The 19,164-nt window shown below is 49.7% G+C and carries 16 protein-coding genes; 5 read left to right on the forward strand and 11 right to left on the reverse strand.

Annotation, left to right across the window (positions count from 1 at the left end):
• Positions 1-363: 363 nt before the first annotated feature.
• Positions 364-723: a diacylglycerol kinase gene (locus L4D19_RS02090; protein ID WP_428450958.1), complete on the reverse strand. Its 360-nt coding sequence runs from the start codon at positions 721-723 to the stop codon at positions 364-366.
• Between the two features lie 120 nt (positions 724-843).
• Positions 844-1,752, reverse strand: coding sequence for a LysR family transcriptional regulator (locus L4D19_RS02095; RefSeq protein ID WP_428450959.1), 909 nt, complete (start codon positions 1,750-1,752; stop codon positions 844-846).
• Positions 1,753-1,883: 131 nt separating this feature from the next.
• Between L4D19_RS02095 and L4D19_RS02100 the strand changes: the two genes are divergently transcribed.
• Together L4D19_RS02100 and L4D19_RS02105 are read left to right on the forward strand one after the other, a co-directional pair.
• Positions 1,884-2,936 carry a linear amide C-N hydrolase gene (locus L4D19_RS02100; RefSeq protein WP_428450960.1) on the forward strand — a complete coding sequence of 351 codons (1,053 nt, stop codon included), beginning with the start codon at positions 1,884-1,886 and terminating at the stop codon, positions 2,934-2,936.
• A gap of 302 nt (positions 2,937-3,238) precedes the next feature.
• The gene (locus tag L4D19_RS02105) at positions 3,239-4,915 is read left to right on the forward strand and encodes an amidohydrolase (protein ID WP_428450961.1); all 1,677 of its coding nucleotides are present in this window, start codon (positions 3,239-3,241) and stop codon (positions 4,913-4,915) included.
• Positions 4,916-4,989: 74 nt separating this feature from the next.
• Here the strand turns inward: L4D19_RS02105 and L4D19_RS02110 are convergent, their stop codons facing one another.
• Positions 4,990-5,871 (reverse strand): LysR family transcriptional regulator, encoded by an 882-nt coding sequence (locus L4D19_RS02110; RefSeq protein WP_428450962.1) that lies wholly within the window; start codon positions 5,869-5,871, stop codon positions 4,990-4,992.
• 109 nt (positions 5,872-5,980) lie between these two features.
• Between L4D19_RS02110 and L4D19_RS02115 the strand changes: the two genes are divergently transcribed.
• Positions 5,981-6,508 (forward strand): GNAT family N-acetyltransferase, encoded by a 528-nt coding sequence (locus L4D19_RS02115; protein ID WP_428450963.1) that lies wholly within the window; start codon positions 5,981-5,983, stop codon positions 6,506-6,508.
• A 60-nt stretch (positions 6,509-6,568) separates the two neighbouring features.
• Here L4D19_RS02115 and L4D19_RS02120 read toward each other — a convergent pair whose 3' ends face one another.
• On the reverse strand, positions 6,569-6,997 hold the full coding sequence (locus L4D19_RS02120; protein ID WP_428450964.1) for a universal stress protein: 429 nt from the start codon (positions 6,995-6,997) through the stop codon (positions 6,569-6,571).
• Between the two features lie 257 nt (positions 6,998-7,254).
• Here L4D19_RS02120 and L4D19_RS02125 point away from each other — a divergent pair, with 257 nt between their 5' ends.
• Complete coding sequence (locus L4D19_RS02125) at positions 7,255-8,061, forward strand: bestrophin-like domain (protein WP_428450965.1); 807 nt, start codon at positions 7,255-7,257, stop codon at positions 8,059-8,061.
• Between the two features lie 448 nt (positions 8,062-8,509).
• On the opposite strand, the gene L4D19_RS02130 is transcribed toward L4D19_RS02125, so the two are convergent.
• The 7 genes from L4D19_RS02130 to L4D19_RS02160 form a co-directional block, all read right to left on the reverse strand.
• A complete protein-coding gene (locus tag L4D19_RS02130) occupies positions 8,510-8,716 on the reverse strand; it encodes a hypothetical protein (RefSeq protein ID WP_428450966.1) in 207 nt (68 codons plus the stop codon).
• A 341-nt stretch (positions 8,717-9,057) separates the two neighbouring features.
• A complete protein-coding gene (locus L4D19_RS02135; RefSeq protein ID WP_428450967.1) occupies positions 9,058-10,932 on the reverse strand; it encodes a propionyl-CoA synthetase in 1,875 nt (624 codons plus the stop codon).
• Between the two features lie 84 nt (positions 10,933-11,016).
• A complete protein-coding gene (prpF, locus tag L4D19_RS02140; protein WP_428450968.1) occupies positions 11,017-12,243 on the reverse strand; it encodes a 2-methylaconitate cis-trans isomerase PrpF in 1,227 nt (408 codons plus the stop codon).
• A 14-nt stretch (positions 12,244-12,257) separates the two neighbouring features.
• Entirely contained in the window at positions 12,258-14,843 is a 2,586-nt protein-coding gene (gene acnD, locus L4D19_RS02145) for a Fe/S-dependent 2-methylisocitrate dehydratase AcnD (RefSeq protein ID WP_428450969.1), read from the reverse strand.
• Between the two features lie 116 nt (positions 14,844-14,959).
• Positions 14,960-16,135, reverse strand: coding sequence for a bifunctional 2-methylcitrate synthase/citrate synthase (gene prpC, locus L4D19_RS02150; protein WP_428450970.1), 1,176 nt, complete (start codon positions 16,133-16,135; stop codon positions 14,960-14,962).
• Between the two features lie 315 nt (positions 16,136-16,450).
• Positions 16,451-17,320, reverse strand: a complete 870-nt coding sequence (gene prpB / locus L4D19_RS02155; protein ID WP_428450971.1) for a methylisocitrate lyase — start codon at positions 17,318-17,320, stop codon at positions 16,451-16,453.
• Positions 17,317-18,087: a GntR family transcriptional regulator gene (locus L4D19_RS02160; RefSeq protein WP_428450972.1), complete on the reverse strand. Its 771-nt coding sequence runs from the start codon at positions 18,085-18,087 to the stop codon at positions 17,317-17,319. Before L4D19_RS02160 ends, prpB begins: the two co-directional genes overlap by 4 nt.
• 264 nt (positions 18,088-18,351) lie before the next feature.
• On the opposite strand from L4D19_RS02160, the gene L4D19_RS02165 reads away from it, so the two are divergent.
• On the forward strand, positions 18,352-19,152 hold the full coding sequence (locus L4D19_RS02165) for an acyl-CoA thioesterase (RefSeq protein WP_428450973.1): 801 nt from the start codon (positions 18,352-18,354) through the stop codon (positions 19,150-19,152).
• The last annotated feature ends 12 nt before the right edge of the window (positions 19,153-19,164 follow it).

The raw sequence follows: 19,164 nt of genomic DNA on the forward strand, positions 1-19,164 counted from the left end.
AAATTTAATAAAAGGAGTGTTATTAAATGTTATGTCCAGACTGTAAACAGCCAATGATTAAATCAACGGATAAGCATAATCACTGCGTCGACATTAACTGTCCACCAACCCGGACACACTGCCCGAAATGTGACTCATCCAATACTCATATTAAATCCAAAAGTATTACCGATGCAGAAATAGAATGTAAAGACTGCGAAGAAATTTGGACTATATCTCGCTCTTAGCCGCATTTAACTCTCGTAACAAGATGATTTTATTAACATAAAGAAAAGCAACTTTCCTTTATTATAATCTCATGCCTTTAAACTAAGGAAAGTTGTAGTGCTCGACATATATTAATATTCTGTCGAGCCTATATACTCACACAAATAAAACTACAAACCATGTGATCCCAACAAATATCATAGAGACAAAAACAGCTGCAGAGCCAATATCTTTCGCTCTGCCCGACAGCTCGTGGTAATCCGAGCCTATACGGTCAACAACAGCTTCAACGGCCGAATTGAGCAGTTCGACGATCACCACCATAAACAGGCTTGCTATCATGGCCAACTGTTCAAACTTGTTCACAGGCAAAAAGAAAGTAACGGTGGTCAGTAATACCAGCAATACGATCTCCATTCGAAATGCCTCTTCATACTTCCAAGCGGCCTTGAGCCCCTGGATAGAATAGATGGTGGCATCAAAAACCCGCTTTAATCCTGTTTCTCCTGGTTTCATTCCTTTACTCGCTCTCTATCAACTCCCTATCTTTATATTATGACATGTTCATGAACGAGTGTGCCTATTTTAATGATTGCATTGGATTTATTGCAAAGCTGAACGTAATACATGCCACCTTTACTCCGCAGTCAACAGCATACGAAACTGCTTTTTCACCGCCTCCATGGCGGCTATTTTGACCGGTCCTGTCTTACCCTGCTCGCAATACAGCAAGGCATACCCCCAGCGTCCGACATGATTGAGGAAGTCGACATCGAGCCGCTTGAGCCTGCCGCGATATTCTTCAGATTCTGCAATATGCAGGGGTAACAGCGCCCAGCCAGAGTCTTGCAACAACCCCAGCAGCACATCCATATTACTGATCATGCTATTACGCGCCGACATCCTTAACGTTTCGCCCAAGCCGGCATTGGCATAATTCTCCAGCATGTATTGCTGCTCGCTTTGCAACTCGTTAAGAGTCACAATCGGCAGGTTTTGCAAAGGAGAGTCACAGGCTGTATAAAAATGAAATGCCATGAACCCCAAATTGGTAAACGCGATCCCTTTAGGCGGTACCATGGCTCTTGCCGAGTTCATGACGATAGACAGATCAACCTTGTCACTGAGCAAAGCCTCTACCCCTTCTTGCTTACCGCGATGCAGCCAATGGATTTGCGTATCAGGAAACTGTTTCCTCAGCTCCGCATCGACGCTTCGGATCACGGCCACAGGCAGCGTAATATCGTGGTATATCGTTAGCTCGGGCTCCTGACGGCTATACAAGCTTTCACTCACGCTCTGCAGTTGCTCGGCCTGACGGATCACCAACAGCGCATGACGAAATAGCGGTTTGGCCGCTTCTGTCATCACCGGAAACTTACCACTGCGATCAAACAGTGTCAGTCCCAAATCAATTTCGAGGTTGCCCACCTGCTGATGAATCGTAGAGCGATCTTTTTTCAGCTCTCTCGCAGCCTTGCTAAATGAGCCCTGCTCGGCAACAGCGATAAATGCCTGCAACTGATCAAATGAGAATCGGAGCATATAAAAAGTATCTTTGTTGGGTTTTTACCAACATAACTGAGATTACATGTGTGGTGAAGTCACTAATATAGGAACCGTGATTTAGCGATTAGAACCATACATAACACCATAACGTTTAACAGAGGCCGCTCATGAAAAGAAATAAGACTGTTCTCGCAACTGCCGTTGCCCTAGGTGTCGTATTCACAGCCACTGCCGCAGAAGCTTGCTCCCGCCTGATTTGGGAAACCGAAAACCACGGGGTCTTTGTTTCTCGTACCATGGACTGGATGGTAGAAACCCATCCAACTATTGATGTTCGTGCCAAAGGGCAGTCCTACTTGGGTGCCGATTCAGGAGCTGACAGCAAGCAATGGACCTCTAAGTATGCCTCCATTATGGCTACCTTCTATGGCAAAGCCGGTGTTGATGGCTTTAACGAAGCAGGGCTGGCAGCCAATGCGCTTTACTTCAACGAAGAATCGCCGGGAGATTACACAGCCGAGCGCCCTCAGTTGGAAAACTCACGCATTGTGCCCTATATCCTGGATAACTACGCGAGCGTCGAAGAAGCTGTAGCAGGCCTGAGGAAAATCCAAATACAGCAATTTGTCCATGACGGCGAAGCCCTCAAAGGCCACTACGCGATTCAGGATGCCAGCGGCGACTCTGCCATCCTGGAGTTCATCAACGGGCAGTGGGAGGTTTATCACGGCAAACAATATGATGTGCTAACCAACAGTCCTGAATACCACCAGCACCTCAAGAGCTGGGAGGAACAAAAGCCCAAATCACAGAGTGTGATAAGTGGCTCTTTCACCCTGCCCGGAAACGTGGCATCAGAGCAACGCTTTATCTGGAACAAATATATGCTGGAGCAACTCGAGGAGCCTACCAGCTACCTGAACGGACTGGCAAAAATCAACAGCTCGACCTATCACGTCCCTCTGGATGCTGCCAACCGGGAGATTGACGGGGTGATGACAGGTTATGCCACCCAGTATTCACTGGCCTACAACCTCGATCAGAAAATAATGCATGTTCGTTATCAGTTCGGTGATGTCTACACGCAATATGCAGTCGACTTCAACAAACTCAATGACGGCAAGAATTACACCCTAAAAGCCGACAGCCAGGACAATGTCGGTGAAGTCAGCCACCGGTTCATAGATAGAGAAGGCATAATGGCACAATACAGAATCTAAACCCGCACCATTAACTGACTGACACCTCGTCAACTCAGCAAGTGGGCCTGAACAACGCTTCAGGCTCACTTAGACTCTCTCCCCATACTCTTTGCTACTTCTCAGTATCACAAAATCACGATACTGAGTATTTTTCATTATTCGTCTTTTTTGCTTACGCTATTCGCCTATGACATGAGCGATAACAATCCGCTATTCTTTCTCTCGTCGCAGTGCATGCTGTGATGTCAGGGAAGAAGAATATAGCCAAGTTTAGTTACAGCTCTTCAGCGTGCAAACATGAACATATTAGGAACACTATAATGAAAAGAGTCCAACAGGCTGCACTGCTAGGCGTAGCAATGATGTCTGTACCCCATACATCTGCCGCCGAACTGGCCGACACCATCTTCAAGAATGCCAAAGTGTATGCCGACAAACCAGCCGAAGCCGTGGCAATTGCCGACGGGAAAATCCTCTATGTCGGTAGCAACCAGATGGCCGAACGTTTGCGACAGCCTGAGACTGAGATTATCGATCTAGAGGGAGCCATGCTGCTACCGGGTTTTGTCGATAACCATAACCATGTCTTCGAGGCGGCTTCGGAAGCTGGCGGGAACTGCGAGCTGAATACAGACGCCACCCTAAGCGAGCAAATCCCCTACCTCAAGCAGTGCCGAAAAAATGCCAAAGAAGGCGAGTGGCTAATGGGTTATGGCTTCACGCTGGACCTTACCCTGAATGAAGACAACACAGAGACACCACTGGCCGTACTGGACCGCATCTTCCCGGATCAGCCCGTTGTTATTATGGAGCAGACCTCACACTCAATGTGGGTCAACTCACAAGCGCTAAAACAGGCAGGTATAAGCAAAACCTCTCCTGAGCCACAAGGCGGTAAAATACTCAAAGATCGTGATACCGGTGAGCTAAATGGGATTTTACTTGATAACGCTGGCGACATTGTGATGGAGTTGGCCTGGAACAGCATAAGCAACCCGTTTAAACAAAGTTACACTGGCCTGATTAACGGACTCGAAGAAGCGGCCGCTCACGGGATCACGACCATCGGCGACGGCCGACTTTACTGGAAGCGGGGGTGGTATGAAGTATGGAAAGAAGCACAGGCCAACAGCGATCTGACCGCCAGAGTATCACTTCGCCCATGGATTTATCCTGAAGACGACCAAGCTTCGCAGCTTAAGTACCTTCAGACTATCCAAAGCCGCGATCCTGAGTCATTACTGATCGTCGACCAGGTCAAAATGTACAGTGACGGCATCCTGATCAACGGAACCGCCAAGACACTCGCACCTTACCTGAATACCTATATCGAAGATGAGCCTTACGGGATTAACTATATTCCGCCGTCACAAATGAAAAGCTGGCTAACAGAGCTGAATAAAATCGGGTATGGTGCCCATATCCATGCTATTGGTGATGGTGCGATTCGGGAGTCACTCAATGCCGTCGAATTTGCACGCCAACAAGGTGTAGACAGGGATTACACCCTGACCCATGTCGAAATGGTAAACAGCAAGGACATCAAACGCTTCAAGCCACTACAGGTCACCGCTGATTTTCAGGTAGGATCTGACTATATTGCCGAACATGATCATAGCTGGGCTGAAGCTTTCATCGGAGCAAAACGTGCCCGCTCATTGATGCAGGTTCGCCGCCTGTATGATTCCGGGGCTAATGTCAGCCTGAGCAGCGACTGGAATGTTAATGACATCAACCCGCTCATCGGTATTGGCAACAGCTTGCTGATGGGCAAGACCGGCATGCCGAACATCGATGCTGCCATTGATGCCTACACTATCAATGCCGCTATCAGCTTGGGACTTGATGACATCACCGGCTCCATCGAAGTAGGCAAGTCTGCAGATCTTGTGGTTCTTGACCGGGATATCACCGCGCTTGATCCCGAGAGTATTGCCGATACCAAGATCCTAATGACAGTACTTCAGGGTAAAACCGTGTTTGACAGTCAGGACTAATCGATCGCCATAATCAATGTGGCCCCTCTATTCCTGATGGTATAGAGGGGCCACATGGTTAGAGAGGCTAATTGTCAGTGGGTAAAGGTGTGACAGGCCTTCATGCTGTCAATTAGGCGCTTTCCTTGTTCTGTCAGCTCCAGCCCTTGCTGCCAGACTAACTCGACACGACGGATCATTTCAGCCTGCTCGAAGTCAGGACAAAGCTGTTGCAGCTGACCACTCTCAAGCTCAGTGGTAATCATATCGACCGGCAGAAACGCAAACCCCACACCGCTTTTTAACAAATTCACCAATGTACCAATCTCCGAAAAAGTAGCGTAGCAAGGGCTATAGCCCGCTTCTGTTTCGGAAGAGATATTCTCTCTGGTCCAGATCAGCTCACGGAACTCAGAAAGTTGATCGGCTGAAACCGCCTTTTCGCTCGCTAGCGGGTGCTTGCTACCGACAACCAAGACATCACAATAGCTTCCCAGACGACAATACTGAAAGTCGCTGTAGTGCAGCACAGAAGATTCCGAGAGCAAGGCGACATCCAACTCGTCGTTATTAAGCTGTTCAAGCAGCACTTCTCTGTCATCGGAATACAGCTCCAGATTGAGTGCATGCGGCTGAAGGATGTCCACCAAAGCTGTATTGAGGCATGACTGGGGAATATAGTTATCGACGCCCAGACGCAGGATCATCGGCTCATCTCTTGCCAGTGCCAATGCACAAACTGCCAATTTATCTGCCTGACTAACAGTATGAATAACGCGAGGCAGCAAGATTTCACCGGCCTCGCTAAGGCGGGTACTGTTACCGGTGCGAACAAAGAGCTCGACACCAAAATCAATTTCCAAATCGGCTATCCACTGGCTAACCTGAGACTGCCGTTTTCCCATCTCACGGGCAGCAGCGGAAATCGACCCTAACTGCGCAGCCAGTACAAATGCTTTCAGGTACTGAACATTCATTAACAATTCCTATCCAACTTACGGTTTCGCATATGCTTCTTAATGCGCTGACATATAGCTACTATACCAATGGAAAAGGAATTGGAAGGTAACAATTGGGAAGGTAACCATGGTTGAACTAAACATCGCAACCCCAGACGATATGGCCCCCATTGCCACATTACACGCCAAAAGCTGGCAGGACATATACCGAGGGCTGCTATCGGAAAACTATCTTAACCACGATATTTTTCAGAACCGGCTAAATATCTGGCAGCAGCGCTTTGCTGCACCGGAACCACGCCAGAGAATTTTGGTTGCCCGTGAAAGGACAAACCTCTGCGGATTCATCTGTATCTATCTGGATAACCATCCAGAATGGGGAACGCTGGTAGAAAATCTGCATATCGATAAGGCCTATCAAGGGCTTGGACTTGGTAAGCAGCTTTTACAATCGGCAGCCAAACTATCCCACCAGCAGACAGCAGATAAAGGCATGTATCTTGAAGTCTTGGCTGGCAACCAAGCCGCCCAAACCTTTTACCAAAAACTCGGGGCATTCAATGCAAGAGCACAGCAATGGCAGGCACCGGACGGCAGTATTGTTGAGGAGTTTGTGTATCGCTGGCAATCCATATCGGCGCTTACCACCAAGTGAGTACTAACCACCAACAGCCCTGTTCGACAGCGTCACTTAGCCATTATAGCCTGTCCAACATTATTCCAGTTTCAGCAACTGAAGATCACAGGGCATTTGCCGAACCAGCGGCTCACTGAGCGATAGCATCAGCTGGCGAAAGATGCTGGACTGGTGATGACCAAGGATTAATAGATCAACCTCATACTGTTTTATCGCTTTGGCCATCTGGTCTTCAATGTAGCCAGTGTAGAAGAGATGTTTATACAGCGGGTAATTGGTCCCTTTAAGCAGCCGCTTCATGGCCGCTACAGACTCATAATGCTCGCTTTCATCAATATTCACTGCATCAAACTCCCTGACACCTTGCTCTAAATGGCCAAGATCAGGATCGATGTGGATCACGCTAAACAAGGCATGGTGAACGCGAGCTATCTCCGCCGCCTTACTCACCAGATATTCGGCATTTTCATCCAGATTAAGTGCCAACAACACATGCTTATATCCCATGACATTCTCCTCCGAATTTGCCTGAACCCGTGAACCCAATCAGATACCGCGATATCAATCAATTTACGGCACTACACAAACCATAGAAGAGAATAGCCAAATGAAATAGGCGCAACGGCCATTTTAGGCCGTGTAAACTCTAGATTGACACAGTTCTTATTAACACTTATCTGCCTGCCCCAGCGTTTGCCGCTATACTTTTGACTAACCAAAAGCGTTAACAAGCTACCAATAAAAACAAAGGTTCAGGGCAATTTATGTATCAAGAATCCTACATTGATTCGCTGTCTATCTTTCTCATTCTGGTTCTGGTTTTTTGTTCGATTAGCATCATGTTTGAGTTTGGCTTTCGCATTACACGGCGTTTTGCCACTAGCCAGATCAGCAAGGCCATCAGCCCGATGGCGACCGGGCTTGCCAGCCTGCTCGCCTTCATTCTGGCCATTTCTTTTAGTATGGCGGCATCAAAAAATGACATAAGAAAACAGCTGGTCTTAAAGGAAGCCAACGCAGTGGGAACTGCAATATTACGAGCCGGACTACTGGAGGAGCCTTATCGAAGCCAGAGCCGTGAACTACTCACCAGGTATGTCAATCTCCGTGTCGTCGAAGAACAAAGCCAGGTAAAAAAGGTCGTTAATAAGGTCATTTCTGAGAGTGAAGAAATTCAGCGAGATTTATGGCGTGTCGTCGTCGAAGCCCATCACAACTCTCCACCAGTTCAAAGCATGATGTACATAGACTCACTGAACAATGTCTTTGATATTCATAGCGAACGGGTCAACTACGGGCTAAGAGGGCGTATCCCGGTCAGTATCTGGATTACACTGACACTTCTGACTTTCCTGACCATTGCGCTTAATGGTGTTCAGGTCGGTGCTCAGGGGAAAAGCCGCCTGCTGGTTGCCGCCATTCCGTTTGCTATGTCCTTCTCATTGGTACTGACACTTATCATCGAGCTTGATAGGCCCGTTCGCAGTATTATAGAAGTCAGCCAACAACCCCTGATTGATTTACGTGACAGCCTGAATAATAATCCACCAACTAGTGATAGTTCTCAGTAGAGAGGAAGGATATTCCCCTATAGCCAGCTCAATCTTCGCCATTGAAACTGATACCACTCATATGAATTGATTCATTTTTACTGAGTAATAATTCTAATCAGATCCATATCAACCACTTATCAAACATCGCTTTTTGACAGCTCAAAATATGGAATGCACATCACCCTTACAAGTCAAAATTCGCATGTAATGCCCCCCTAATACTGCTATTAATAACCAACACAGTTAGACAGTCACACAAGGAATGTATTGAACGATAACCATGAACAAGGACACAACGCAGGCTAGGCGAAAAATAAAACATCAATCCCAATCCGTCCTGAGAAAAACAAGGAATTCATTTTTAAAAAGATACGGTCAAGACACCTAGATCTTATCTGCATCAACACAAATCCCCGCGACGGGTTCGCGGGGATTATTCTTAAACCTTAATACGATAAACCGCCATTCACTGGCCGACATACACAGCCCCGAGAACTACGCCGCGAGGCGGCAACTCAATCTTGAATGGTTCTTGTGCGATGTTGTTCTCGACAACATCACTTTCATTGACAAATTGCGACTGTGACTCACCATTGAGGCCATCCCTGTTAGCTAAATAGTCAAACGCGACCGCCGCCAATGCCAGGCACAATACCGTTACGTTAATCGACATCCCATGTCTCCCATGCAATCTTACCCCTAGAACCACAACAAAAATGCATTTAACAAATGCCACTTCTTTCTCTTTGTTTATTCTGGGTATATAGCAATTTTAGAGCCAAATCTCGCAGTTTTAGAGCAAAATTGCTCAGGAAGCCTGATAATCACCGAGGTCGCTAACAGTCGAGTCAAGCCATCCGGCTCCCGCGCTGGGTTTGCAGCAGATCGCTGTACTATCGCCAACGTTGAGGTTAAGAACAGGCTCAAACTTTTTCTTGCCCCATAAAAAAACAGCCGTTGCATCTTGCGATGCAAAAGCTGTTTACACAGGGAGTCTTTTTATTTTGAAAATGCTTATTCCAATACCCGCTCTATCTCCTGCAGGCTGGACGGATCATCGATGGTAGACGGCACGACGTATTGCTCACCATCAGCAATCTGGCGGATCACCCGGCGCAAGATCTTACCGGATCGTGTTTTCGGCAGACGATCGACAATCAATGCTCGTTTGAAACAGGCGACGGCACCGATTTCCTGCCGCACCTTTTGCAACAGTTCGTTTTCTATCACCCCGCCTTCCGAAACATAGCCGTCTTTGAGTACCACCAGTCCCAGTGGTAACTGACCCTTGAGATCATCATGAATACCAATCACCGCACATTCGGCAACAGCTTCGTGGCCGCCGACAACCTCTTCCATCTCACCCGTCGACAGGCGATGTCCGGCCACGTTGATCACATCATCAATGCGCCCCATCACGAACAAGTAACCATCTTCATCGATATATCCACCGTCACCGGAAACGTAATAGCCCGGGAACTGACTAAGATAGCCTGACTCAAAACGGTCATGGTTACGCCACACAGTTGGCAGGCAACCCGGTGGCAACGGACGCTTGATAGCGATATAGCCTTGCTCGCTGGCTTTCTGCGGTTCACCGACCTCGTTAAGCACCTCGACCAGATATCCAGGAATAGGCTTAGTTGCCGAACCCGGCTTGACGGCGAAGTTCTCCAATCCAATCGGGTTTCCGGCAATAGCCCACCCGGTTTCAGTCTGCCACCAGTGATCGACCACCGGCCTTCCGGTCTTGCTCTGCACCCATTCCAGTGTCGGCGGATCCAGACGCTCACCAGCCATGAAGATCGTTTTCAGTGACGGCATCGGATACTGCTTAAGGTGCTCGCCTTCAGGATCTTCTTTCTTAATCGCCCTAAAAGCGGTCGGAGCCGAAAACAGCGCTTTGACGCCATATTCCTGGCAAACCCGCCAAAACGCGCCCGGGTCGGGAGTTCGAACCGGCTTACCTTCGTACATGATGGTGGTACAGCCATAAATTAACGGCGCATAGACAATGTAGGAGTGACCAACTACCCAACCGACATCCGAGGCCGCCCAGTACACATCGCCCGGTTCAACATCATAGATGGTACTCATACTGTAGTTCATCGCCACGGCATGCCCACCGTTATCACGTACTACACCTTTGGGCTTACCCGTGGTACCGGAGGTATAAAGAATATAGAGCGGGTCGGTTGCCAACACTGGCACACAATCGTGAGGTGTCGCTGTTCGCAACAATGCTGACCAGTCCTTGTCGCGCTCCTGATTCAGATCGGCCAGACATTGCTTACGCTGGTGCACCACCACATGATCGGGCTTCCAGCGACTGTCCATAATGGCTTGATCAACCAAAGGCTTGTAGGGAAGCACCTTGTTGATTTCGACCCCGCAGCTAGCCGTCATGATCACCTTCGGCTCAGCATCTTCAATACGCACTGCCAGCTCGTTCGGGGCAAAACCACCAAAGACGACAGAGTGAATCGCACCAAGGCGGGCACATGCCAGCATTGCCATCGCCGCTTCCGGGATCATCGGCATATAAATCACTACCCGATCCCCTTTGCTAACACCGAGATCTGCCAGCATACCCGCAGTCTTGGCCACCTGATCACGCAGAACTCGGTAGGTATAACGGGCTTTCTGGCCAGTCACCGGGGAGTCATAGATCAGTGCGGTTTGATCGCCCCTTCCCTGCTCGACATGATGATCCAGCGCTAGATAGGCCGTGTTGAGTTCACCATCGGCAAACCAGCGGTCGATCCCCTGCTCATCCTGGCTGAGGATAGTTTGAGGAAACTTAAACCAGGCAATCTTGTCGGCTTGCTGTTTCCAAAATACTTCCGGCGCGGTTTGAGCCAACTGATATTCTTTCTGATATGCAGACATATTGCTTCCTCCAGTATGTCCTGACATTGCTTATTCAAAGACGCTTGCGATAATCTTTACGCACAGACTATTACTCATAGACTGTTAATCGAAAACAGTGGATGGGACACGGACAAAACCCTCCATCAAAATGCGCGCGCTGCGGCTCATAATGGCTTTCTCGACTACCCAGCCCTGTTCTGCCTGTTTTGCCTTTGCGCCCACTTTTAACGTCCCGGACGGATGCCCGAACGTCACCGATTCTTTTTCACCGCCACCGGCCGCCAGATTAACCAGCGTCCCCGGTACACAGGCAGCGGAGGCAATTGCAACGGCTGCGGTCCCCATCATGGCGTGATGTAGCTTGCCCATCGACAGAGCCCGGACCAATACGTCGATCTCACTATCTGTAACAGCCTTGCCACTCGAAGACTGGTAGGTTTTCGGTTTGGAGACAAAGGCGACTTTCGGTGTGTGCTGACGAGTCTCGGCTTCTTCGAGGCGGGAAATTAACCCCATCTTCAATGCACCGTAGGCCCGAATACGCTCGAACATCGCCAGCGCCTTTTCATCATTGTTGATGCCATCTTGCAGCTCGGTACCGGTATAACCAATCGCCTCGGCATCGACAAAAATGGTCGGGATACCCGCATTGATCATGGTGGCATTGAAGGTGCCGATATCCGGCACTTCCAAATCATCAACCAAATTACCGGTCGGAAACATAGAGCCGTCACCATCCGCCGGATCCATAAAGTCCACCTGAATTTCTGCAGCAGGAAAGGTCACCCCGTCAAGCTCAAACTCACCGGTTTCCTGTACAAACCCATTCACGACAGGCACATGTATTACGATGGTTTTCTCGATATTGACCTGCCAGACACGAATCGTGACGATACCGTTGGCAGGGATACGCTCCTTGGGGAGCAAACCGGCATGAATCGCAAAAGGGCCCACCGCCGCCGACAAGTTCCCGCAGTTACCGCTCCAGTCGACAAAGGGTTTATCAATTGAGACCTGACCAAACAGGTAATCGACATCGTGATCAGGCTTACTGCTCTTGGATACGATAACGGTTTTGCTGGTACTCGATGTCGCCCCGCCCATGCCATCAATTTGCTTGGCATAGGGATCCGGGCTGCCAATCACCCGCAGCAACAGCTTATCTCTTTCTTCACCTGCCACCTGAGCCTCAGGGGGTAAATCGGCCAGATTAAAGAACACCCCCTTGCTGGTGCCGCCACGCATATAGGTGGCAGGCACCCTAATTTGTGACTGAAGTTGCGACTGGGGCTGTGCTTTAGGTTCTGAGCAGGAAGTTGAATTTGTCATGATCATCTCCCCCACTATTGAGCCAAGAAATCTTGGGCGAAACGCTGCAGTACACCACCCGCCTCATAGACAGTCAGTTCGTCAGCGGTATCAAGGCGACAGGTGACAGCCACATCGACCTTTTCACCGTTGGCGCGAGTGATCACCAAGGCCAAATCTGCACCGGGCTGGATAACACCGACAACGTCGTATAGCTCAGTACCATCCAGTTCCAAGGTATTGCGATTAACGCCCTGCTTAAACTGCAATGGCAGTACACCCATTCCCACCAGATTCGTGCGGTGAATACGCTCGAACCCTTCAGCAACGATGGCTTCGACACCTGCCAGGCGAACCCCTTTTGCCGCCCAGTCTCGGGATGAGCCCTGACCGTAATCCGCACCGGCCACCACAATCAGTGGCTGCTTGCGGTTCATATAGGTTTCGATCGCTTCCCACATACGAGTCGTCTTGCCTTCCGGCTCGATGCGCGCCAGAGAGCCCTGCACCACCTCATCATTCTCTTTGACCATTTCATTGAACAGTTTCGGGTTGGCAAACGTAGCACGCTGCGCTGTAAGGTGGTCACCACGGTGCGTTGCGTAGGAGTTAAAGTCCTCTTCCGGTACTCCCATCTTGGCAAGGTATTCCCCTGCGGCGCTGGAGGCCATAATCGCATTGGACGGCGACAAATGGTCAGTCGTGATGTTGTCGCCCAGCACAGCCAGCGGACGCATACCAGACAGCGAGCGTTCACCGGCCAGCGCACCTTCCCAGTAAGGCGGACGACGAATATAGGTACTCATCGGACGCCAGTCATATAGCGGATTGCTGTTTTGCGCCTCGTCATGGAGTTTGAACATCTGGATGTAGACTTGATTGAACTGCTCCGGCTTAACATGCTTGCCAACAACGGCATCGATCTCTTCATCAGTAGGCCACAAATCGTTGAGGTAAATAGGGTTACCCTGCTTATCCGTGCCCAGTGCATCACGCTCGATATCAAAGCGAATAGAACCCGCCAGCGCATAAGCAACCACCAGCGGCGGTGAAGCCAGGAACGCCTGCTTGGCATAAGGGTGGATACGACCGTCAAAGTTTCGGTTACCTGATAATACCGCGGTTGCGTATAGGTCACGGTCAATGATTTCCTGCTGGATTTTGGGATCCAGCGCCCCGCTCATACCATTACAGGTGGTGCAGGCGTAGGCCACAATACCGAAGCCCAGCTTTTCCATCTCTGGCAACAGTCCGGCTTCTTCCAGGTATAACTTGGCCACTTTCGAACCCGGTGCAAACGAGGATTTCACCCAAGGTTTACGGACCAAGCCCAGCTCATTGGCTTTCTTGGCCAACAGACCGGCAGCTACCACGTTGCGCGGATTACTGGTATTAGTACAAGAGGTAATGGCCGCGATAATGACTGCACCATCTGGCAGCTCGCCCTCTTTCTCTTCCCACTCGCCGGAAATCCCGCGGGAAGCAAGCTCTGCAGTCGGCAGGCGACGGTGAGGATTCGACGGCCCTGCCATATTGCGAGACACTGTCGACAAATCGAACTCCAACACTCGCTCGTATTTGGCGCTCTCCAAATCGTCAGCCCACAGCCCGGTTTGCTTGGCATATTGTTCCACCAGCTCAACCTGCTGATCGTCGCGTCCTGTTAGCTTGAGGTAATTAATGGTCTGCTCATCGATATAGAACATACCCGCCGTGGCGCCATATTCCGGGGTCATATTGGAGATAGTGGCACGGTCACCGATGGTGAGATCTTTCGCCCCTTCGCCAAAGAATTCCAGATAGGATGACACCACACGCTCGTTGCGAAGGAACTCGGTAATAGCAAGAACAATATCGGTAGCCGTAATACCCGGCTGGCGTTTACCTGTCAGGTTGACCCCGACAATATCCGGCAGGCGCATCATGGAAGGGCGACCCAGCATAACGGTTTCAGCTTCAAGACCACCGACCCCAATCGCAATCACACCCAGCGCATCGACGTGCGGGGTATGACTGTCGGTACCGACACAGGTATCCGGGTAGGCAACACCGTTCTTGGCCTGAACTACCGGCGACATCTTCTCCAGATTAATCTGGTGCATAATGCCGTTACCCGCTGGGATCACGTTGACGTTTTCAAAGGCCGTTTTACACCATTCGATGAAGTGGAAACGATCCTCATTGCGGCGCTCTTCAATTGCACGGTTTTTATCAAATGCCTCGGGATCAAAACCGGCATGCTCAACCGCCAGTGAATGGTCGACGATTAGCTGGGTTTCCACCACCGGATTGACTTTTGCCGGATCGCCCCCCTGATCGGCAATGGCATCGCGCAGCCCTGCCAAGTCAACTAAGGCCGTTTGTCCCAGAATGTCGTGACACACGACTCGCGCCGGATACCATGGAAAATCGAGGTCGCGCTTGCGGTCGATGATCTGCTTCAGGCAGTCTGTCAGAGAGTCGGGCGCACAGCGTCTGACCAGTTGTTCGGCCAACACGCGCGAGGTGTAGGGAAGGGTCTCGTACGCACCCGGCGATATCTCGTTGACGGCTTCTCGGGTATCAAAGAAATCCAGTCCGCTGCCTGCAAGAGGCTTACGGTATTTTGTATTAATATTCATAATTTACATCCGTGAATTTACTGCTCGCAGAGCTATCTGGCGATGATCCCTCCCCCAATCCGCAGGGGGAGAGAATCAGCAGGGATACGCCTTCACTCGAAGTCTGTATTCAAGCGTTAACTGCGCTCTTCAATTGGCAGCCAATCCTGATGCTCCGGTCCTTCATAGTCGGCACTCGGACGGATAATCCGGTTATTGGCACGCTGCTCATACACGTGGGCAGCCCAGCCAGTGACACGGCTCATCACGAAGATGGGGGTGAACAGTTTGGTCGGTATCCCCATGAAGTGATAGGCCGAGGCATGGAAAAAGTCAGCATTACAAAATAGCCCTTTCTCCCGCTTCATCACCTGCTCGACACGCTCGGAAACCGCATACAAATGGGTATCGCCAACATCGGCAGAGAGTTTCTCCGACCATGCTTTAATTAAAGCATTCCGGGGGTCGGATTCACGATAAATTGCATGACCAAAGCCCATTATTTTGTCTTTGTTGGCCAGCATCTGCATGATGCCTGCTTCGGCTTCATCAGCCGTCTGCCACTGCTCAATCATCGCCATCGCTGCCTCGTTTGCACCGCCGTGCAACGGACCACGTAAACTACCGATAGCCGCTGTAATACAAGAGTGAAGATCAGACAAGGTCGAGGCACATACACGGGCAGTAAAGGTCGAGGCGTTAAACTCATGCTCGGCGTACAGCACCAGAGAGCAATGCATAACCTGCTTGTGAAGCTCCGACGGTGCCTTGCCCGTCAGCATTTCGAGGAAGTAGCCACCGATGCTGTCCTCACTACTATTGGCCGTGTCGATACGAACACCGTCATGACTGTAGCGATACCAGTAACAGATAATGGCCGGTAACATTGCAAGCAAGGTGTCGGTTTTCTCGTCCTGCTCGGCAAAGTCGAGCTCTTGGTCAATATTGCCCAGCATTGAACAACCGGTACGCATAACATCCATCGGGTGGGCATCAGCAGGGATAGCTTCCAGCACCTGGCACAGCGCCGGTGGCAAACCGCGGGCTTTCTTCAATACCTGCTTGTAGCCATCCAATTCAGCCTGAGTCGGTAGCTTGCCCTTCAATAGCAAGTGAGCAACTTCCTCAAACTCGGCATGATTGGCCAGATCCGTGATGTCATAACCGCGGTAGGTCAGACCGGTACCACTTTGCCCGACGGTACATAATGCCGTTGTTCCGGCACTCTGGCCTCGCAGCCCGGCACCACCCAACGCTTTTTTGTCTTCGCTCTTATTGTCCTTATTCGTATCAGCTACGGCTATCGCAGTCATAGCAGACTCCTTATTTGCTTCACGTTAATCCATTGCCATTTGATGAAATACAGATGATAAAACACCTTGTGCCCATCAAAATGGCAGCGACTGAATCAGTACTAAATAAATAGTTAATTATTGGTAATATTAAAAATATTAGTTTTCTTGGACTTCCCGCTTATTAGCGTTCTGGCTTCCTTGCCTAGTTCTTATTATTTACGTTGTTATCTATATTTTTTATTATTTAGGGTTATCTTGTTGCTTATGTATTTATTATTAAAATAAGCGACAKCTACTACACACTTTGCGTTACATTCAGTAATTTAATTTGGCTTACTTTTCTTTGAACAGTTTATCGAGCTTCTGCTCATAGTCGTGGTAACCCAGATAATGGTATAGCTGTTCACGGGTTTGCATTTGATCGACCACATTACGCTGATGGCCGTCTTTTCTAATATGCTGATAGACATTCAACGCTGCCTGGTTCATTGCCCTGAATGCTGACAATGGGTAAAGCACCATATCTACACCGCACTCTGCCAGCTCTTCACCACTGAACAGCGGTGTTTGGCCGAATTCAGTAATGTTGGCTAGGATCGGCACCTTCACGGCATCTGAAAACTGCTGATACTGCTCAAGGGTGTTGATCGCCTCAGGGAAAATCATGTCTGCGCCGGCCTCGACACAGGCTATCGCCCGCTCTATCGCCGCATCCATGCCTTCCACGGCCAGTGCATCGGTACGTGCCATGATGACAAAGTCTTCGTCTGTGCGGGCATCAACTGCCGCCTTGATCCGGTCGACCATTTCCTCCTGGCTCACAATGGCCTTATTCGGGCGGTGACCACAACGCTTCTGCGCGACCTGATCTTCCATATGTACTGCTGCCGCGCCTGCTCTTTCCATCTCCTTAACGGTACGGGCAATATTGAATGCGCCACCAAAACCGGTATCGATATCGACCAACAGCGGCAGAGTTGTCGCGGCGGTAATTCGGCGAACATCTTCCAGTACATCGTTTAAGGTGGTGATCCCAAGATCCGGCAGGCCATATGAGGCATTGGCAATCCCGCCGCCTGACAGATATATGGCCTGATGTCCTACCTGCTCTGCCATCATGGCGCAGTAAGGGTTAACGGTGCCGACAATCTGCAGCGGATGGTTGGCAGCAACAGCATGCCGGAAGCTTTTCCCTGGACTCATGAGGCTATCTCCTTATCATCTTTCAGTTGTTGTTCAATCAGCAGGCGGCTGCGCATGATATGGCGCCGCATCAACATTTCCGCCAGCTCTCCATCTCTTTCCCGCAATGCGGCAAGTAAATGGAAGTGTTCTCTCAAAGCCTGTTGTGGACGCGAATGCGAACGCTGAGACTGGTAGCGATACATTCGGAGCAAGTGATAGAGCTCATCACACAACAAGCTGATTAATTTGCTATTTCGACTGGCCTTGATGATCCGGTAGTGAAAATCAAAATCGCCCTGTTGATGGAAATAGGAGGCGCCATCAACTTGTTCGATATGCTGCTGATGGGTTTCCAGCAACTGCTGTAGGGCATTGATTTCTTTGTCGGTAATATGGATACACGCCAGACGGGCGGCCATGCCTTCCAAAGCTTCTCGTACCGAGTAAATTTCAATCAGTTTCTCTTGCGTCAAGGCGACCACCCGCGCCCCGACATGAGGAACACGCTCTACCAGCCCCAGCGATTCAACACGCATCATAGCTTCGCGTAGTGGGCCTCGGCTTACGCCAAAACGGCGAGCTAACTCAGGCTCAGAAATCTTGCTGCCTGCCGGATAGTCACCGTTTACGATTAAGTCAATCAGCTGCTCAGTCAGGTTCTCTGATTTGGTCAGCTCTTTTGAGTCTGCTCCCTTAAGGGCTGAGTCCTTACTAACTGGGTTAATAGCAATCCCGTTTTCATCAGGATTGTCGACAGTTTTAAATGCTACTTCTTGTTTGGTCATCTTTATTGTCAACAATTGGTTAACTTACGAACAAATTTAGCCCTAAAAATGGCTTCGATCAAGTCAATTGTTAACAATATGTATTAGACCTTAGTCTAGATTGTTGACAGTTAGGCCGGTTACAGGACAATTACAGGACAAAAGCGAGCCTGCTTTTCAGCTAGCTACGCAGCTCGCAGAACGAATATCGGACGCAGGCTAAATATTGACCAAAGAGATCCGACCAGATAGAGTAAATTAACAGCATGTTAACAAGGATTGGTTATGCATATTGATACCCTGCTTCAGACAGCCAAAGAGCTGACAAACAGTCAGGCAACGATGACACTCCCGGAGGACTGGGCTCAGGGCAGAACCGCTTTTGGAGGGATATCCGCGGCACTTCTCTATACGGTAATGAAGGAAAAAGTCGCCGACGCTCGGCCTTTGCGTTCGCTAACAACCAACTTTGTTGGCCCTCTGTTTGCCGATACTCCGTTTTCATTCGACGTCGAAGTGCTACGGGAAGGGAAAAACGCCTCTCAACTAACGGCGAGAATTATTCAAGATGGCCAAGTTGCGGTGATCCAGCAAGCCTGTTTTGGCACCGACCGCTTTTCTGAGATCGAGGTTGGCAACTCTGACACGCACCAGCTAGAAGATCCGCAGAACCTGCCGCGAATCCCCATGATTCCCGGCCAGACACCTAACTTCATCCAACATCTTGATCTTGCAGTTTCAGAAGGAGCGATGCCTTTTAGCAGTTCACCACTTTCTTGCCTCCATGGCTGGATGCGCTTTAAACAAGCTCCAGAAGAAATAACGGATGCCCATCTCATCAGCCTGATTGACGCCTGGCCACCAGCAGTGCTTCAAATGATGAAACAACCGGCACCTGCCAGTACCATGATGTGGAACCTGGAGTTTATTCACCCTCATCAGCCAGTTCAGCCTGACGAATGGTTTGCGTACAAAGCCCATACCCGACAAGCTGCCGGTGGTTATGCCCACCTTGAAGCCAATATCTGGGACAGTGCCGGTGAATTAATCGCCATCAGCAGGCAGAGCGTCGCAGTATTTAGCTAGCAACCATATACA

Origin of the sequence: Photobacterium kasasachensis, assembly GCF_050336885.1 — a bacterium.
GTDB classification, from domain to species: domain Bacteria; phylum Pseudomonadota; class Gammaproteobacteria; order Enterobacterales; family Vibrionaceae; genus Photobacterium; species Photobacterium kasasachensis.

Bases quoted from the DNA above. Each gene is read 5' to 3' on its own strand.
- L4D19_RS02090 (WP_428450958.1), bottom strand. From the start codon at position 723: ATGAAACCAGGAGAAACAGGATTAAAGCGGGTTTTTGATGCCACCATC.
- L4D19_RS02095 (WP_428450959.1), bottom strand. From the start codon at position 1,752: ATGCTCCGATTCTCATTTGATCAGTTGCAGGCATTTATCGCTGTTGCC.
- L4D19_RS02100 (WP_428450960.1), top strand. From the start codon at position 1,884: ATGAAAAGAAATAAGACTGTTCTCGCAACTGCCGTTGCCCTAGGTGTC.
- L4D19_RS02105 (WP_428450961.1), top strand. From the start codon at position 3,239: ATGAAAAGAGTCCAACAGGCTGCACTGCTAGGCGTAGCAATGATGTCT.
- L4D19_RS02110 (WP_428450962.1), bottom strand. From the start codon at position 5,871: ATGAATGTTCAGTACCTGAAAGCATTTGTACTGGCTGCGCAGTTAGGG.
- L4D19_RS02115 (WP_428450963.1), top strand. From the start codon at position 5,981: ATGGTTGAACTAAACATCGCAACCCCAGACGATATGGCCCCCATTGCC.
- L4D19_RS02120 (WP_428450964.1), bottom strand. From the start codon at position 6,997: ATGGGATATAAGCATGTGTTGTTGGCACTTAATCTGGATGAAAATGCC.
- L4D19_RS02125 (WP_428450965.1), top strand. From the start codon at position 7,255: ATGTATCAAGAATCCTACATTGATTCGCTGTCTATCTTTCTCATTCTG.
- L4D19_RS02130 (WP_428450966.1), bottom strand. From the start codon at position 8,716: ATGTCGATTAACGTAACGGTATTGTGCCTGGCATTGGCGGCGGTCGCG.
- L4D19_RS02135 (WP_428450967.1), bottom strand. From the start codon at position 10,932: ATGTCTGCATATCAGAAAGAATATCAGTTGGCTCAAACCGCGCCGGAA.
- prpF (WP_428450968.1), bottom strand. From the start codon at position 12,243: ATGACAAATTCAACTTCCTGCTCAGAACCTAAAGCACAGCCCCAGTCG.
- acnD (WP_428450969.1), bottom strand. From the start codon at position 14,843: ATGAATATTAATACAAAATACCGTAAGCCTCTTGCAGGCAGCGGACTG.
- prpC (WP_428450970.1), bottom strand. From the start codon at position 16,135: ATGACTGCGATAGCCGTAGCTGATACGAATAAGGACAATAAGAGCGAA.
- prpB (WP_428450971.1), bottom strand. From the start codon at position 17,320: ATGAGTCCAGGGAAAAGCTTCCGGCATGCTGTTGCTGCCAACCATCCG.
- L4D19_RS02160 (WP_428450972.1), bottom strand. From the start codon at position 18,087: ATGACCAAACAAGAAGTAGCATTTAAAACTGTCGACAATCCTGATGAA.
- L4D19_RS02165 (WP_428450973.1), top strand. From the start codon at position 18,352: ATGCATATTGATACCCTGCTTCAGACAGCCAAAGAGCTGACAAACAGT.